The 15,649-nt window shown below is 70.7% G+C and carries 12 protein-coding genes; 7 read left to right on the top strand and 5 right to left on the bottom strand.

The window, feature by feature from the left end:
* Both OG504_RS11910 and OG504_RS11915 read left to right on the top strand, forming a co-directional pair.
* A complete protein-coding gene (locus tag OG504_RS11910; RefSeq protein WP_405989790.1) occupies nt 1-1,242 on the top strand; it encodes a cytochrome P450 in 1,242 nt (413 codons plus the stop codon).
* A gap of 38 nt (nt 1,243-1,280) precedes the next feature.
* Complete coding sequence (locus tag OG504_RS11915) at nt 1,281-2,198, top strand: SDR family NAD(P)-dependent oxidoreductase (RefSeq protein ID WP_405989791.1); 918 nt, start codon at nt 1,281-1,283, stop codon at nt 2,196-2,198.
* A 46-nt stretch (nt 2,199-2,244) separates the two neighbouring features.
* Here OG504_RS11915 and OG504_RS11920 read toward each other — a convergent pair whose 3' ends face one another.
* The 4 genes from OG504_RS11920 to OG504_RS11935 all read right to left on the bottom strand — a co-directional run bounded on the left by OG504_RS11920 (nt 2,245) and on the right by OG504_RS11935 (nt 8,783).
* Nucleotides 2,245-2,970: a class I SAM-dependent methyltransferase gene (locus OG504_RS11920; RefSeq protein ID WP_405989792.1), complete on the bottom strand. Its 726-nt coding sequence runs from the start codon at nt 2,968-2,970 to the stop codon at nt 2,245-2,247.
* 162 nt (nt 2,971-3,132) lie between these two features.
* Nucleotides 3,133-5,595 (bottom strand): SpoIIE family protein phosphatase, encoded by a 2,463-nt coding sequence (locus tag OG504_RS11925; protein WP_405989793.1) that lies wholly within the window; start codon nt 5,593-5,595, stop codon nt 3,133-3,135.
* A gap of 148 nt (nt 5,596-5,743) precedes the next feature.
* The gene (locus OG504_RS11930) at nt 5,744-8,173 is read right to left on the bottom strand and encodes an MFS transporter (RefSeq protein ID WP_405989794.1); all 2,430 of its coding nucleotides are present in this window, start codon (nt 8,171-8,173) and stop codon (nt 5,744-5,746) included.
* 166 nt (nt 8,174-8,339) lie between these two features.
* Nucleotides 8,340-8,783 (bottom strand): SRPBCC family protein, encoded by a 444-nt coding sequence (locus OG504_RS11935; RefSeq protein ID WP_327400181.1) that lies wholly within the window; start codon nt 8,781-8,783, stop codon nt 8,340-8,342.
* Between the two features lie 180 nt (nt 8,784-8,963).
* On the opposite strand from OG504_RS11935, the gene OG504_RS11940 reads away from it, so the two are divergent.
* The 4 genes from OG504_RS11940 (at nt 8,964) to OG504_RS11955 (ending at nt 12,854) form a co-directional block, all read left to right on the top strand.
* On the top strand, nt 8,964-10,010 hold the full coding sequence (locus tag OG504_RS11940) for an Rv2578c family radical SAM protein (RefSeq protein WP_405989795.1): 1,047 nt from the start codon (nt 8,964-8,966) through the stop codon (nt 10,008-10,010).
* Nucleotides 10,011-10,196: 186 nt separating this feature from the next.
* Nucleotides 10,197-11,777, top strand: a complete 1,581-nt coding sequence (locus OG504_RS11945; RefSeq protein WP_405989796.1) for an alpha/beta hydrolase — start codon at nt 10,197-10,199, stop codon at nt 11,775-11,777.
* Nucleotides 11,778-11,850: 73 nt separating this feature from the next.
* Nucleotides 11,851-12,258 carry a RidA family protein gene (locus tag OG504_RS11950; RefSeq protein ID WP_405989797.1) on the top strand — a complete coding sequence of 136 codons (408 nt, stop codon included), beginning with the start codon at nt 11,851-11,853 and terminating at the stop codon, nt 12,256-12,258.
* A 62-nt stretch (nt 12,259-12,320) separates the two neighbouring features.
* Nucleotides 12,321-12,854 carry a GNAT family N-acetyltransferase gene (locus tag OG504_RS11955; RefSeq protein ID WP_405989798.1) on the top strand — a complete coding sequence of 178 codons (534 nt, stop codon included), beginning with the start codon at nt 12,321-12,323 and terminating at the stop codon, nt 12,852-12,854.
* Between the two features lie 61 nt (nt 12,855-12,915).
* On the opposite strand, the gene OG504_RS11960 is transcribed toward OG504_RS11955, so the two are convergent.
* On the bottom strand, nt 12,916-13,491 hold the full coding sequence (locus OG504_RS11960; RefSeq protein WP_405989799.1) for an adenylosuccinate lyase: 576 nt from the start codon (nt 13,489-13,491) through the stop codon (nt 12,916-12,918).
* A 340-nt stretch (nt 13,492-13,831) separates the two neighbouring features.
* Between OG504_RS11960 and OG504_RS11965 the strand changes: the two genes are divergently transcribed.
* Nucleotides 13,832-15,637, top strand: coding sequence for a 3-hydroxyacyl-CoA dehydrogenase family protein (locus OG504_RS11965; RefSeq protein ID WP_405989800.1), 1,806 nt, complete (start codon nt 13,832-13,834; stop codon nt 15,635-15,637).
* Nucleotides 15,638-15,649: the final 12 nt, after the last annotated feature.

Raw genomic sequence — 15,649 nt, forward strand, 5'->3', positions numbered from 1 at the left:
ATGTCCGAGGCCGAGACGGAACTCGCCGCCCCTGACGCGGAGCTCTTCGACTATCCGGGCGCGCGCGACCGCACCTGCCCGTTCGCCCCGCCCGCCGGGCTGCGCGCCCTGAACGAGACGGCGCCCGTGTCCCGGGGCCGGATCTGGGACGGCAGCACCCCGTGGCTGGTGACCGGGCACGCCGCGCAGCGCGTGATCCTGTCCGACCCTCGGGTCAGCTCCGACGACAAACAGCCCGGGTTCCCGTACCCGAACGAGGCGATGGCGGAGAACGCCCCCCATCACCCGCTGACCATCTTCAACGCCGACGGCGCCGACCACACGCGGATCCGCCGCATGATGACGGCTCCGTTCACGCGCAACCGGATGGAGAAGCTGCGGCCGGAGATCCAGCGGTTCACCGACGAGCTGATCGACAAGATGCTCGCGGGCCCGAACCCGGCGGACCTGAACGCCGCGCTGTCACTGCCGCTCCCCTCGCTGATGATCTGCGCGCTGCTCGGAGTGCCGTACGAGGACCACGAGTTCTTCCAGGAGCACGCCTCGCTGGCGACCCGCAGCGACAAGACCGCCGAGCAGGACCGGGCGGCGAACCAGGCGCTCGGCGGCTATCTGGCCGGGCTGCTCCAGAAGCGGATGGAGGAGCCCAGCGACGACGTCATCTCGGACTTCGCCGGGCGGATCAAGGCGGGCGAGGTCACCCTGCCCGAGGCCGTCATGCTGTGCATGATCCTGCTGATCGCCGGCCACGAGACCAGCGCCAGCATGATCACCCTGGGCACCGCCCTGCTTCTGCAGAACCCGGAGCAACTGGCCCTGCTGCGCGGGACGGACGACCCCAAGGTCGTCGCGAACGCGGTCGAGGAGATCCTGCGCTATCTGACGATCCCGGCGCTCGGGCAGCGGCGGATCGCCGCCGAGGACATCGAGATCGAGGGCGTCACCATCAAGGCCGGCGAGGGCATCGTCGTCGCGCTGCCCGCGGGCAACTGGGACCCGGCGGCCTTCCCCGAGCCGGAGAGGTTCGACATCTCCCGCGAGGCGCGGCACCACCATGCCTTCGCCTGGGGCATCCACCAGTGCCTGGGCCAGCAGCTCGCCCGCATCGAACTCCAGGTCGTCTACGGCACGTTGTACCGCCGCGTCCCGACCCTGCGACTGGCCGTCGGTTTCGACGAGTTGAGGTTCCGCCGGGACGACGCGCTCGCCTACGGCCTGCACGCGCTGCCGGTCGCCTGGTAGCCACCCACGCTGTCACCCGCACACAACTGGAGTCACCCATGAGCGAGTTCGGCTTCGAAGGACGCGTCGCCGTCGTCACCGGCGCGGGCCGTGGCCTCGGCCGCGCCTACGCCCGCCTGCTGGCGGAGCGCGGGGCGAAGGTCGTCGTCAACGACCTGGGCGGTTCGATGGAGGGCGAGGGCTCGGACGCCGGACCCGCGCAGAAGGTCGTCGACCAGATCGTCGCCGCGGGCGGGGAGGCCGTGGCCGACACCCACGACGTGTCCACGACCGCGGGCGGCGAGGCCATCATCGACACCGCGATCGAGACCTTCGGCCGGATCGACGTCCTCGTCAACAACGCCGGGATCATCCGGTACGCGGGCCTGCCGGAGATCGAACTCGACAACCTGGAACGGCACTTGGCCGTCCACCTGCTCGGTTCGTTCAACACGATGCGGGCCGCCTGGCCGCACTTCGTCGAGCAGGGCTACGGCCGGGTCGTCCTGACCACCTCCAGCGGCATGTTCGGCATGGACAACAACCTGTCGTACGCCGCCGCGAAGGCCGGCACGGTCGGTATGGCCCGCAGCGCGAAACTGGCCGGAGAGCCGCACAACATCAAGGTCAACCTGATCGCACCGGCCGCGATGACCCGGATGGGCGGCGGCCCCGAGGAGGAACCGACGGAGACCGCGGAGGGCATGCCGTACATGCCGTCGGCGGCCGTCGCGCCGATGGTGGCCTATCTCGCGCACGAGGACTGCCCGGTGAGCGGGGAGATCTACACGGCCGGCGCGGGCCGGTTCGCGCGGGTCTTCCTGGCCTCGACGGAGGGGTACGCGCACGAGGGGGGCGACGCGTCGGTCGAGGACGTGGCGAAGAACTGGGACGCGATCAACGACGAGAAGGGCTACTACGTGCCCGCGGACCTGATGGCGTGGTCCGGCTCGTTCCTCAAGCACCAGTTCGGGTAGTGCGGGTGGGGGGAGGCGGTGAGCCGCCCCGTCTCCCCCTGCCGTCTCAGGCCGTACGGCTCGCGATCACCCACTTCGACGGCAGTTCGATGCGCGCGCCGTCCGCGGTGAACTCGGTGGTGATCAGCGGCAGTTCACCGCTCGCGAGGACGGTGAGGCCGGCCGCGCGCAGGAGTTCCGGCACCTCGTCGTCGGACACGTCGCCGGGGGCGATGCCGTGGCGGAGGACCGGGGCGAGTTTCGCGGGCGGGCCGGCCGGGTCCTGGGCCAGCTCGCCGATGATCGGGCGGGCGGCCTCGGCGAGTTCGACGAGGAAGACGTGGCCGCGCTCGCCGATGAGCGTGGCGATCCCGTCGACCAGCGGCTGCCGGTCGTCGGGCTCGACCTGGTGCAGTACGCCCCTCATGTAGACGTTGGCGTCGCCGAGTTCGGCGTGCAGGGTCTCGACCTCGGTCTTGTCGGCGGCGTCCAGCAACCGGTAGGCCGCCTGCCCCGCCGGGTCGGCGTGCCGGGCGTGGTCGAGGGCCGCGGCGGACAGGTCGGCGCCGACGACATGGCTGAACCGGTCGGCGAGGAACCGGGTCTGAGTGCCGTTGCCGCAGCCGAGGTCCACCATCTGCAGACCGGGGTCTCGCAACTTCGGCTCGAACAGGGCGAGATGGAGTCCCACCGTCTGTGCGGCCGCCGCGTCCCAGAAGACGGCTCCCTGTCCGTCGGGCGCCTCGCGCCAGAAACCTTCCCAGGCCTCCCGGTACCGACTGGTCACGCTCATGCCCAACTCCCCAGGATGCGAGGCCGTTCCGCCATAAGTGACGGGCCAGTACGGTCTATCGCGCCCCGGTCCTGCTCACAAGCACACGGCGCATTCCTTCACCGCTCATTCGACCGGTGTACGCCGTTGTGCGCCCCTTGCACCCCCTCGGTCGCACCCGCTTCAGCGGCGGGGCAGGGTGAGTTCGAACCAGACGGTCTTGCCCGTGGCCGTACGGCTGGCGCCCCATTCGCGGGCGAGCACGCCGACCAGGTGCAGTCCGCGGCCGAACTCGTCGTCGGGGCCCGCGCCGAGCAGGGACGGCAGGGTGGGATCGTCGTCGTCCACCTCGCACAGCAGGGTGTCGCCGCGCACCAGGCGCAGCTCGATCCGTCGGCCGTGGGAGTGCCGTACGGCGTTGGTGACCAGCTCGCCCGCCAACAGGGCGGCGTTGTCGGCGAGTTGGGGCAGGCCCCAGGTGTGCAGCTGTTCGCGGACCGCCGCGCGGGCCCGGCCGGCCTCGACCGGGTCGCGGGTGAGCCGCCACTCGGCGACGTCGTCGGGCTCGATGCCGTTGAGGCGGGCCATCAGGAGGGCGACGTCGTCCTTGCGGCCGCCGCGGGTGTTGAGGGTGCGGATGATGGTGTCGCAGGCGTCGTCCATGGACGCGGCCGGATGCGCGGCCGACTCGCTCAGCGCCGCGAGCCCTACGCCGATGTCCTCGCCGCGCACCTCGACGAGCCCGTCGGTGCACATCACGAGCCGGTCGCCGGGCGCCACGCGCACACGCACCGCCTCGAAGGGCACCCCGCCGACGCCGATGGGCGCGCCGGTGGGCAGGTCGAGCAGCTCGCTGCGGCCGTCGCCGGCGCGCACGATCACCGGCGGGATGTGGCCCGCGTTGGCGATGTGGAGTTCGCTCGCGATCGGGTCGTAGACGACGTACAGGCAGGTCGCGAGGTAAGAGTCGCCGAGGCGTTGTGCCAAGTCGTCGAGATTGCGCAGAAGTTGGGCGGGCGGGAGGTCCATGGCGGCCATGGTCTGCACGGCGGTGCGCAACTGGCCCATCATCGCGGCCGAGTTGAGGCCGTGGCCCATGACGTCGCCGACGACGAGCGCGGTGCGGGCGCCGGGCAGTTTCACCGAGTCGAACCAGTCGCCGCCGACCCGGCCGAGCAGCGTGCCCGGCAGATAGCGGGTGGCGATGTCGCAGCCCGCCATGCGCGGCGGGATGTGCGGCAGCATGCTGTCCTGGAGGGTCTCGGCGACACTCTCCTGGTAGGTGTACATGCGCGCGTTGTCGAGCACCAGGCCTGCGCGGGCGGCGAGTTCGGCGCCGGTGACGCGGTCCATGTCGTTGAACTCGACGCGCTCCGGGTGGCGCAGCAGGATCATGAAGCCGAGGACGACGTTGCGGGCCTTGAGCGGGACGACCAGCATGGAACGGCCCGTGATCAGCGGCCGGATGTCGCGCTTCTCGAACTGCGAGGCGATCATGTGCCCCATCTGCTCGCTGATGCGCGGCACGAGGACGGGTTCGCCGCTGGTCATGCACTGGAAGAACGGGGTGTGCGCCGGGAACGGCATGGCCTCGCCGACGGGGACGACGTCGTCCCAGCGGCCGGGTTCGTCGGTGTGCTCCAGGGCGACCCGGTGCCACATGGTGGTGGTGTCGGGCACGCCGTCCGGGAACCCCTCACCGGCGACGACCTGTTCGCGGAGGTAAGTCCCCGCGACATCCGTGAACTTGGGTACGACGGCCTTGCTGACCTCGATGATGGTCTGCGCGAGGTCGAGCGAGGTGCCGATGTGGCCGCTGACCTCGTTGAGGAACTCCAACCGCTCGCGTACGGCGACGTATTCGAGGTCCTCGCCCTCGTCCGCGACCTCGTGCGGGACGGGCAGGCCTTCGGCGACCGCGAGGGCGGCGCGCTCGCGGCGGGCCTTGCGCTCGGCGCGGCGGGCGACGCCCCAGTCGGGGGTCACCGGCACCCGCTCGTTCTGGCTGAACTCCAGGACGGGATAGCCCAGTTCGAGGACCTGGGCGACGATGCGGGCGCTCTCGTCGACGCTCATGCTGGGCAGGATCTCAGGGAGCCTGCGGGCGAGTTCGTCGGCGCCGGGGAAGTCGGTGTGCAGGGCGAAGCCCGGTGCTATGCGCTCGACGGCGCGGTCCGCTTCGGGGAGGTCCTGGCGCAGGCCGCCCGCGTCGGCGGCGAGCACGAGCAGCCGTTCCTGTCCGGGGCCGACCAGGGGATACGCCCACCACAGCACGTCGACGCGGTCATGCTCGGGGACGGTGAGGCGGGCGCGGCCGGCGGCCGGGTAGGACAGGCGTCCGTCGAGGGAGGACTCCAGGTCGGGGCCGAGTCCGTCGTAGGGGGTGAACCCGCCGTAGGGGCTGGGCTCTTCGTCGTCGGGCAGGGCGCCGGAGACGGGGAGCAGGTCGAGGGCCGGCTGGCCGATCGCCTCTTCCTTGGCGGCTCCGAACAGACGTCGGGCGCCGCGGCTCCAGTGCGAGACGAGGCCGTCGCGGTCGACGAGGATCACGGCGAGGGGGACACGGCCCGTCGCGGTGTGTTCGAGCACCACGTCGTCCCCGGCCCCGCGGCCGGGAGGTGTCTCCCGCTCAGTGCCACGGTCCATGGCCCAGGCCCTCTCTCCCCACGGCTCCGCAAGATCTGTGCCGCCATCGACCACGCTACGGGGGCGGCCGGTGGCGATGTGTGGCATTCCTGGAATTGGTTCCACTCCATCGCACCGGCGCACGCCTCCGCGCTCCGTGGGGCAGGAGTCAGTCCTCGTGGCCGAGCTGGAGATCGCGCTCGGTGCGTCCCCCGCCCGCCACTTGGAGCACGGTGGCCACGGGCGGGTAGCCGGCGGCGATCACCGTGTACTCACCGGAGGACAGGTCGACGAACCGGAACGTTCCGTCGGGTCCCGTGGTGAGCGTGTCCACGACGTTGCCCGCCGCGTCGAGCAGCGTCACCCGCGCGTCCTCGACGGGCCGCCCGCCGCTGGCCCTGACCGTGCCGCGCAGCACGGCGCCGCCGGCGAGCTCGACGTCCTGGCGGGTCTCGCGGGACGCCTGGACGCTGACGGGGAGCGCGGCCGGGCGGAACGCGGGCGCGCTGGCGGCGAGGGTGTACTCGCCGGCCACCAACTCGCTGATGACATAGCCGCCTTCGCGCCCGCTGCGGGTGCTGGCGACGACCTCGCCGTGCACGTTGGTGAGCGTCACGGCGGCCTCCCGCACCGGGGTGCCGTCCGCGGTCAGCACGCTCCCGGCGAGGCGTCCGGCGCCGCCGAGGACGACGTCGAGCTCGACGGGCCGTTCGCCGACGGTCACGGACACCGCCTGCGGCTGGTGCCCGCCGGCCGCCGCGATCAGGACGTACGACCCGGAGCCGGGCGTCGACAGCGCGTACCGCCCGTCCGCGCCGCTGGCGCCGCGCCCGATCTGCTGTCCTGAGACGTCGATGAGGGTGAGCGCGGCCCGGGGTACGACGGTCCCGTCGGGATGCTGCACCGTGCCGCAGACGGGGATTCCGGCCGCGTACGGCAAGCGAAGCGAGATGGGGGTCCCCCCGGCCGAAGGTTGGGGGAGCGCCTGCGGGATCGGGGAGTTGAGGGGCGCGGTCTCCGACGTCTCGGCGGGGGCGTTGTGGGACACCAGTGGTTTCTCCTTGAGGAAGAAGGCGATGAGCAGGCCGAGGGCGAGCACCGGCACCAGGTAGAGGAAGATCCGCGGCATGGCGTCGGCGTACGCCTGGATGTAGCCGTCGCGCAGGGCCGGGGGCAGCGTGTGGACGAGCTGCGGGGTGATGGACTCGGGGTCGGGGAGACCGGCACCCGCGCGCGCGGGGATGCGGTCGCGCAGGGCATCGGTGAGCCGGTCGGCGAAGAGGGTGCCGAAGATGGCGGCGCCGACGCTGCCGCCGATCTGCCGGAAGTAGTTGTTGGCGCTGGTGGCGGTGCCGAGGTCGGCGGGCCGCACGGAGTTCTGCACGGCGAGGACGAGCACGGGCATCACCATGCCGATGCCGGCGCCGAGGACGGCCATCCAGAGGCTGTACTGCAGCCGGGAGGTGTCGACCTCGAGCCGCGAGAGCAGCCACATGCCGAGGGTTGCGAGGGCGCTCCCGAGGAGGGGGTAAATCTTGTAGCGCCCTGTGTGGCTGATGAGTTGGCCGGAGATGATCGACGCGCCGACGATGCCGCCCATCATGGGCAGCATCAGCAGCCCGGACTCGGTGGCGCTGGCCCCGTCGACCATCTGCAGGAAGGTCGGCAGATAGCTGGCGGCCCCGAACAGCGCGACCCCGATCACCAGGCCCACGAGAGCGGTGACGTTGAAGACGGCGTCCTTGAACAGCCGTAGCGGGATGAGGGGTTCGGGCGCGAAGCGCTCGGCGACGAGGAAGAGAACCGCGGCGGCCACCGCTCCCGCGCCGAGCCCGAGGATGACGCGCGAGCCCCAGGCGTACTCGGTCCCGCCCCAACTGGTCAGCAGCACCAGGCACGTTGAGGCGGCGGCGAGCAGCAGCGCGCCGAGGATGTCGAGGCGCGCCTTGGCGGTCGGCTTCGGCAGCTTGAGTACGACGGTCACGACGGCGAAGGTCACCACGCCGAAAGGCACGTTGATGTAGAAGCACCAGCGCCAGGAGAGGTGGTCGGTGAAGTAGCCGCCGAGCAACGGCCCTGCCACGGAGGCGAGTCCGAAGGTGGCGCCGATCAGGCCCATGAAGCGGCCGCGCTCCCGGGGCGGCACGATGTCCGCGATGATCGCCTGCACGCCGATCATGAGTCCGCCGGCGCCGATGCCCTGCACCGCGCGGAACGCGATGAGTTGGTCCATGGACTGGGCGCGGCCCGAGAGCGCGGAGCCGATGACGAAGACGCCGATCGCGAACTGGAACACGCTCTTGCGGCCCAGGAGGTCGCCGAGTTTGCCGTAGACGGGGAGGCCGACCGTGGAGGTGAGGAGGTACGCGGTGATCGCCCAGGACATCTTGTCCAGGCCGTGCAGTTCGCCGACGATCTTCGGGAGCGCGGTGGCGACGATCATCTGGTCGAGGGCCGCGAGCAGCAGCGCGAGCATCAGGCCGAGGAACACCAACCGCACGCGGCGCGGGCTCAGTTCGGCCTTCTCGACGGGCGCGGGGACGGGGGTCTCCGGGGGCGCCGGGGCCTGCTCGTCCTGCACCAGAGTCGTCCCACCCACGTACCGCTCCCCTCGTCGCACCTGCCGCACAATTCCCGCTTTGGGCGACAACTGCGAACAAGCGCGACGAGTTACGGCGTGCGCCCGGCTCGAACGGAGATCCACTCGAACCGGTGAGGAACGCGGTCAGGGCGTCAACACGCCCTGGAGGCTTGGCCCTTGAGGCCTACTTCTCGACCTCGGCGGCGAGCCGGTCGAGGACCAGGTCGTAGATCCGGCCGAGGCCCTTGGGGGCGAAGGTGCGCTCGAAGAAGCCGCCGATGCCGGTGGCACCGTCCCACGTGCTGGTCACGACGACGCGGGACTTGCCCTCGCCGGCCGGGGTGACCCGCCAGGTGGTGACCATCGTGGAGTTGCGGTCCTTCTCGACCAGTTCGCCGTCGGTCGGCTCGCTGACCTCCAGGAGGCAGTCGCGGACGCGCTTGCTGGTGGCCTGGAGCTTCCAGTGGACGAGGGTGCCCTCGCCGTCGCCGCCCTCGCGCACCTCGTACTCGCTGAACTGCTCGGGCAGCACCTTCGCGCGCGTGCCGCTGTAGTCGGCGAGGGCGTCGAAGACAGCCTCCGCGTCGGCTGCGACGACCCGCTCGGTAGTCGCCTCGACCTGCGCCATCGGTTTCCTCCAGGACATGAGTCAGGACATGGGTTCTCGGGGTCGGTGCAAGCCAACCACCCCCGCCCACGGCCACCCAAATCGGGGTGCCTCAAGGCGTCGGAAGCGATCGGGAATGACACTTGCACAGTAATTCGAACAAGTGTTTCACTCGGAGGGCAGGCCTACTTAGGAGGCGTCATGCGCTGGGAGAACCTCACCGTCGATTCCGGCGGCCACAGCCGGGCGGCCGACGCCGCGCTGTTCGGCGCGGACGCCGTGGTCAGCCGTACCTTCGACACACCCGAGTTCCGCGGGATCACCTTCCACGAGGTGCGGGCCCGTTCGATCATCAACCGGGTGCCGGGGGCCTCCCGGATGCCCTTCGAGTGGACGGTCAACCCGTACCGGGGCTGCTCGCACGCGTGCGTGTACTGCTTCGCCCGCAAGTCGCACAGCTACCTGGACCTCGACACCGGCCTCGGCTTCGACTCGCAGATCGTGGTCAAGGTGAACGCGCCTGACCTGCTGCGCCGCCAGCTCGGCTCCCGGCGCTGGCTGGGCGAGCACATCGCGATGGGCACGAACGTCGACTGCTACCAGCGCGCGGAGGGCCGCTACCGGCTGATGCCGGGCATCATCGGCGCCCTGCGCGACCACGCGAACCCCTTCTCGATCCTGACAAAGGGCACGCTGATCCTGCGCGACCTGGACCTCCTGGTGCAGGCCTCCGAGGTCACCGACGTCGGCATCTCCGTCTCGGTCGGCTTCACCGACCCGGCGCTGTGGCGGACGGTGGAGCCCGGCACGCCGTCCCCGGAGCGGCGCCTGGACGCCGTACGGACCCTGACCGAGCACGGCATCGACGTCGGGGTCCTGATGGCCCCGGTGATCCCCTTCCTGAGCGACCACCCGGCCCAACTGCGCGCCACCGTAAGGGCGATAGCGGCCTCCGGGGCCAGCTCGGTGACTCCCCTGGTGCTGCATCTGCGGCCCGGTGCCCGCGAGTGGTTCATGGCCTGGCTCGGGCAGCACCACCCGCATCTGGTGCGCCGTTACGAGCGGCTGTACGCGGAGGGTGCGTACGCCCCGAAGTGGTACCAGCGCCGGATCACCCGTCAGGTCCACGACCTGGCGCAGGAGTACGGCATCGGTCCCGCGCGCGCGGGGATGCCGCGGCGGATTCCCGAGCCGGCGGAACCGGCGGATCAGGCCGTGTCCGAGCCGACGCAGCTCACTCTGATCTGAGGGTGTTCGTCCCTGAGCCGATCCGGGGGCGCTTCTCACCGAACCGGGGGCGTTCGAGCGCATCCGGCGGCCCAATAGGGTCAAGTATCGGCTGAACAGGTTCTTCCGCCCCCGGTTTTCGGGACTATGCGGCGAGGACGGACCGCGAAACCCGCTGTCCGCCGCCTCTCCGTCCTGGGAGGACGTATGAGAAAACGCGCAGCCGTACTGTGCGGTGCCGCCGTCGTCGTGGCCGGGACGGTCACCGCTCTCCCCGCCGACGCGAGCACCGCGCACTCCACGACCACCGTCCAGGCGGCGAAGCTCAGCTGGAAGAGCTGCGCCACTACGGACTATCCGACGCTCCAGTGCTCGAGCGTCAAGGTGCCCCTGGACCACGCGAACCCGCACGGCAAGCAGATCTCGCTCGCCCTGTCCCGCGTCCCGCACACCGCGAAGACGTACCAGGGACCGCTGCTGGTCAACCCCGGCGGCCCCGGCGGCAGCGGGCTGACCCTCGCGGGATTCGTCGCGTCCTCGCTGCCCAAGGCGGTGGCGTCCCAGTACGACGTCATCGGCTTCGACCCGCGCGGCGTCGGCAAGAGCACCCCCGCCCTCGACTGCAAGCCCGGCTACTTCAACCCGGTCCGCCCCGACTCGGTGCCGAGCACCCCCGCGCTGGAAAAGGCCAACCTCACGCGCGTGAAGGCGTTCGCGGCCGCCTGCGGCAAGAAGTACGCGAGCGTGCTGCCGTACATCGACACGATCAGCGCCGTACGGGACATGGACTCGATCCGGGCCGCGCTCGGCGCGAAGAAGATCAACTACTTCGGGTACTCGTACGGCACCTACCTGGGCGCCGTGTACGCCAAGCTCTACCCGGAGCGCGTACGCCGCCTGGTCCTCGACTCCATCGTCGATCCCACCGGCGTCTGGTACGACGACAACCTCGGGCAGGACTACGCCTTCAACGACCGCCAGCAGGCGCTCATGGCGTGGATCGCGAAGTACAACGCCACCTACAAGCTCGGCACCGACCCGGCCAAGATCGAGGCCAAGTGGTACGCCATGCGGAAGGCACTCGCGAAGAAGCCGGCGGGCGGGAAGGTGGGGGCCTCCGAGCTGGAGGACACCTTCATGCCGGGCGGGTACTACAACGGCTACTGGCCTTATCTGGCCGAGGCGTTCGCGGCGTACGTGAACGACAAGAACGCCGATCCGCTGGTCGAGACGTACGAGAACTTCGCCGCGATCGACGCCTCCGGGGACAACGGGTACAGCGTCTACACGTCGGTGCAGTGCCGTGACGCGTCCTGGCCGCGCGACTGGAACCAGTGGCGCAAGGACAACTGGGCGGCCTACGACAAGGCGCCGTTCATGGTGTGGAACAACGCCTGGTACAACGCGCCGTGCGCGTTCTGGCCGACGAAGACGAAGGAACCGATCAACATCGCCAACGGCAAGCTGCCGCCGGTACTGCTGTTCCAGGCGACGAACGACGCGGCCACTCCGTACGAGGGCGGCGCTACGGTCCACCAGATGCTGGCCGGTTCGAGCTTCGTGGTCGAGCAGGGCGGCGGGAACCACGGCATCACGCTGAGCGGGAACGCCTGCCTCGACAAGTACCTGGCGACGTATCTGACCGACGGCAAGGTGCCGCGCAGTGGCGGCGAGATCGACGCGGTGTGCCAGAAGACACCGGACCCGAAGCCGTTGACGACGGCGAAGGCGGCGACGAGCACGGCACACGGTTCGACGCTGCACGGCCTGCTCGGTTTCCGAGGCTGAGCACGGGCTGAAGACCAACCGCCCGTCGGGGGCGGGAATCCTCGTTGTCGGACCCGTGGTCCACCATGGACGCATGAGTGAACTGACGAGGATTCCCGCCCCCGACGGCGTCGCCCCCGCGACGGCCTACACGCACGTCGTGACGGGCACCGGCCGCTTCGTCGCGATCTCCGGCCAACTCGCCCTGGACGAGGACGGCAAGCTCGTCGGCGAGGGCGATGCGGCAGCCCAGGCCCGCCAGGTCTTCGAGAACCTCCGCCGCTGCCTGGTCGCCGCAGACGCCACCTTCGACGACGTGGTCAAACTGACCTTCTACGTCACGGACATGGCCCACATGCCGGCCATCCGCACGGCCCGCGCGGCACACATACCCGACGACCGGCTCCCCGCCGCCTCGGCCGTCCAGGTCGCCGCGCTGGTGCGACCGGAGTTCCTGATGGAGATCGAGGCGTTCGCGGTGATCGCCGAACAAGCCGAGTAATTCGTAGGCAGACGCGGCAAATTCGGAGGCGGGCCCGGTCGGCACCTCCCTAGGGTGCCGCCATGGACGACCCCGATCTCCTCCAGATCCGCCCGATGACCCTCGCCGACTGCGACCGCGTCTCCGAAATCCGCGTCCTGGGCTGGCAGTTCGCGTACCGGGGTCTCATGCCGCAGTCCTTCCTCGACACCCTCAGCGCGAAGGCCGACGCCGAACGCCGCCGGGTCCGTTTCGCGGAGGGCGGCGGCAGCGTGCTGAACCTGGTCGCCTCGGTGGGCGACGAGATCATCGGCTGGGCCGCGCTCGGTCCGTACCGCGAGGGCGAACTCCGCACCGAGGACGCCGAGTTGTACGCGATCTACCTCGATCCGAAGCACGTGGGCACCGGCGCCGGGCGGGCCCTCATTCAGGAGGCCCTACGACAGGGCGCGGCCCTTGGCCACGACCGCGTCTACCTCTGGGTCGTCCGGGGCAACGCCCGCGCCCGCCGCTTCTACGAGCGCGCGGGCTTCCGGGCGGACGGGGCGGAGGAACCGTACGAGGTGGAGGGGGTGTGGGTGCCCGAGGTGCGGTACGTCAGGGAGTTGAGGGGGTGAGCGGGTGCGGGACCGAGCCGCTGCTGGACCACCGAGCCGCAGGCGTGCAATGCCGACCCACTCACCGCTGCCGCGGAATCCTCCCCAACGCATGCACCGCCGCCTCCGCCAACGCCGGATGAGCCAGCGCGTCGTTCAGTACCGGTCTGGCGCGCGGGTCGGCCAGTTCGCCCAGGCCCTCGACACAGGCCAGGGCCACGCGGCGGTACGGGTCGTGCGGGCGGAGGCGGCGCTGGAGCGTGGTGATGAGGGCCGGGACCGACTCGGGGGCGTGGAGGTCGGCCAGGAGGCGGACGGGGTGCAGGGCGTAGGCGACGCGGAGTTCGTTGGTGGCGAGGGCGGCGGCCGCGCGGGCGGTGCGGGGATCGTCCAGGCGGGCCAGGGCGTACGCGGCGGAGGCGCAGCGGGACGGGTCGCGGTGGTTGAGGAACAGGACGAGGGACTCGAAGGCACGCCGGTCACCGGCGAGGCCGAGGCGGAACGCGGCCAACTCCCTTGCCCACAGCGGATGGCCGGGGGCGGTGAGGACTTCTGCCAGTTCGTCGAGGTCGCCGGTCGCCACGAGTCGCTCGTACGGCACCGCCCCTCCCGACTCCTGCCGTAAGCGCTCCGTGAGTGATCGCAACTCTTCGTCCATGAAACCGAGCCTATGGGTGTCACAGGAAGCCCGGGACCTACATCACAAACTCGGGGGCTGGCGCGCTCGTTACTCACCGGTTAAGCTCAGGTGAGCGAGTTACCCACTCGCGCATCTCCTTACGGCGGCCTGGTGACGCAGCCGCCGTGAGTGCAGTCGGTTCGGTGCCTCGTGTACCGCGGTACGACCAGGCCTGGGACAGGGCCGGTCGGAACTCTCTCTTCTCGCCGGGCGTGTGCGCTCGTTGCCCGGCACCACCCGCACTCCTTCTCGCGCTCCGTGCGCCCCTCGGCGTACGGAGCGCGCTCCCAGTCGTCACCCTCATTCCAGGAGTCCCGCGATGGCAGCTCCCCTGTCCGACGCTCCCCTGTCCCCGTTCAAGACCATTGCCGTCGTCGGTCTCGGCACGATGGGCACCGGTATCACCGAGGTCCTCGCCCGGGCCGGCCGCGAGGTCGTCGGCATCGACGTCAGCGAGGCGGCGACCGCCCACGCCGTCGCCGCCCTGGAGACCGCGACCGCCCACGCCGTGCGGCGCGGCCGGCTGACCGAGCAGGAGCGCACCGACGCCCTGGCCCGCGTCCGCACCTCCACCGACCTGAGCGCCGCGGCCGACGCCGACCTGGTCATCGAGGTGGCCCCGGAGTCGTACGAGATCAAGCACCAGATCTTCCGCGAGCTGGACGGGATCGTGCGCCCCGACACCATCCTCGCGACCGGCACGAACGCCCTCTCCGTGACCCGGCTGGCGGCCGATTCGGCGCGCCCGGAGCGGGTGTTGGGGCTGCACTTCTTCAACCCGGCGCCCGCGATGAAGCTGGTCGAGGTCGTCTCCTCGGTGCTGACCGCGCCCGCCGCCGTCGCCGCCGTAACCGAACTGGCGATCGAGCTGGGCAAGGAGCCCGTCGCGGTCGGCGACCGGCCCGGGTTCGTCGCGGACGGGCTGCTTTTCGGCTACCTCAACCAGGCGGCCGCGATGTACGAGGCGAAGTACGCCTCCCGCGAGGACATCGACGCGGCGATGCGGCTCGGCTGCGGACTCCCCATGGGCCCGCTCGCACTCCTCGACCTGATCGGCATCGACACCGCGCGCACGGTCCTGGAGGCCATGTACGCCGAGTCCCACGACCGTCTGCACGCCCCCGCACCGATCCTGAAACAGCTCAGCGAGGCGGGCCTGACCGGCCGTAAGACGGGTCGCGGCTTCTACTCCTACGAGACTCCGGACAGCGCGACGGTCGTGCGGGACGCGCTGACCCCGGTCGAGGGCGCGCGGCTCACCCCGGGTCGTACGGTCCGCTCGGTCGGGGTCGCCGGTTCCGGGACCATGGCGTCCGGTATCGCCGAGGTCTTCGCCAAGGCCGGGTACGAGGTCGTGCTCGCCGCACGGAGCGAGGAGAAGGCGCAGGTCGCCAAGTCCCGTATCGGCAAGTCGCTTTCGCGCTCCGTGGACCGGGGGCGGATGACCGCCGAGGCCGCCGCGCAGACCCTGGAACGGATCACCCCGGCGGGCTCCTACGATGCCTTCGCCGACGTCGACCTGGCCGTCGAGGCGGTCGCCGAGGACCTGGAGATCAAGCAGCAGCTGTTCGCGACGCTGGACAAGGTCTGCAAGCCGGGCGCGGTCCTGGCCACCACGACCTCGTCGCTCCCGGTCGTCGCGTGCGCCCGCGCCACCTCGCGTCCGCAGGACGTGATCGGCATGCACTTCTTCAACCCCGCACCGGCGATGAAGCTGGTCGAGGTCGTCCGTACGGTGTTGACGGACGCCGACGTCCAATCAACGGTGCACGAGGTCTGCGTCAAGATCAAGAAGCATGCGGTCGACTGTGGTGACCGGGCCGGCTTCATCGTCAATGCACTGCTGTTCCCGTACCTCAACAACGCGATCAAGATGGTGCAGGAGCACTACGCGTCCCTTGACGACATCGACGCCGCGATGAAGCTGGGCGGCGGCTACCCGATGGGCCCCTTCGAGCTGTTGGACGTCGTCGGGCTGGACGTCTCCCTGGCGATCGAGAAGGTCCTGCACCGCGAGTTCCGCGACCCGGGCCTGGCTCCGGCACCGCTTCTGGAGCACCTGGTGGCCGCGGGCTGCCTCGGCCGCAAGACGGGCCGCGGCTTCCGCGAATATGCCCGCCGCTGAGGGTCCCGGCGA

It is taken from the genome of Streptomyces sp. NBC_00986 (assembly GCF_045162565.1).
In the GTDB taxonomy this organism is placed as follows: domain Bacteria; phylum Actinomycetota; class Actinomycetes; order Streptomycetales; family Streptomycetaceae; genus Streptomyces.

Excerpts from the sequence above, each read along its gene's own strand:
- OG504_RS11910 (WP_405989790.1), top strand. The coding sequence starts at position 1 with ATGTCCGAGGCCGAGACGGAACTCGCCGCCCCTGACGCGGAGCTCTTC.
- OG504_RS11915 (WP_405989791.1), top strand. The coding sequence starts at position 1,281 with ATGAGCGAGTTCGGCTTCGAAGGACGCGTCGCCGTCGTCACCGGCGCG.
- OG504_RS11920 (WP_405989792.1), bottom strand. The coding sequence starts at position 2,970 with ATGAGCGTGACCAGTCGGTACCGGGAGGCCTGGGAAGGTTTCTGGCGC.
- OG504_RS11925 (WP_405989793.1), bottom strand. The coding sequence starts at position 5,595 with ATGGACCGTGGCACTGAGCGGGAGACACCTCCCGGCCGCGGGGCCGGG.
- OG504_RS11935 (WP_327400181.1), bottom strand. The coding sequence starts at position 8,783 with ATGGCGCAGGTCGAGGCGACTACCGAGCGGGTCGTCGCAGCCGACGCG.
- OG504_RS11940 (WP_405989795.1), top strand. The coding sequence starts at position 8,964 with ATGCGCTGGGAGAACCTCACCGTCGATTCCGGCGGCCACAGCCGGGCG.
- OG504_RS11945 (WP_405989796.1), top strand. The coding sequence starts at position 10,197 with ATGAGAAAACGCGCAGCCGTACTGTGCGGTGCCGCCGTCGTCGTGGCC.
- OG504_RS11950 (WP_405989797.1), top strand. The coding sequence starts at position 11,851 with ATGAGTGAACTGACGAGGATTCCCGCCCCCGACGGCGTCGCCCCCGCG.
- OG504_RS11955 (WP_405989798.1), top strand. The coding sequence starts at position 12,321 with ATGGACGACCCCGATCTCCTCCAGATCCGCCCGATGACCCTCGCCGAC.
- OG504_RS11960 (WP_405989799.1), bottom strand. The coding sequence starts at position 13,491 with ATGGACGAAGAGTTGCGATCACTCACGGAGCGCTTACGGCAGGAGTCG.
- OG504_RS11965 (WP_405989800.1), top strand. The coding sequence starts at position 13,832 with ATGGCAGCTCCCCTGTCCGACGCTCCCCTGTCCCCGTTCAAGACCATT.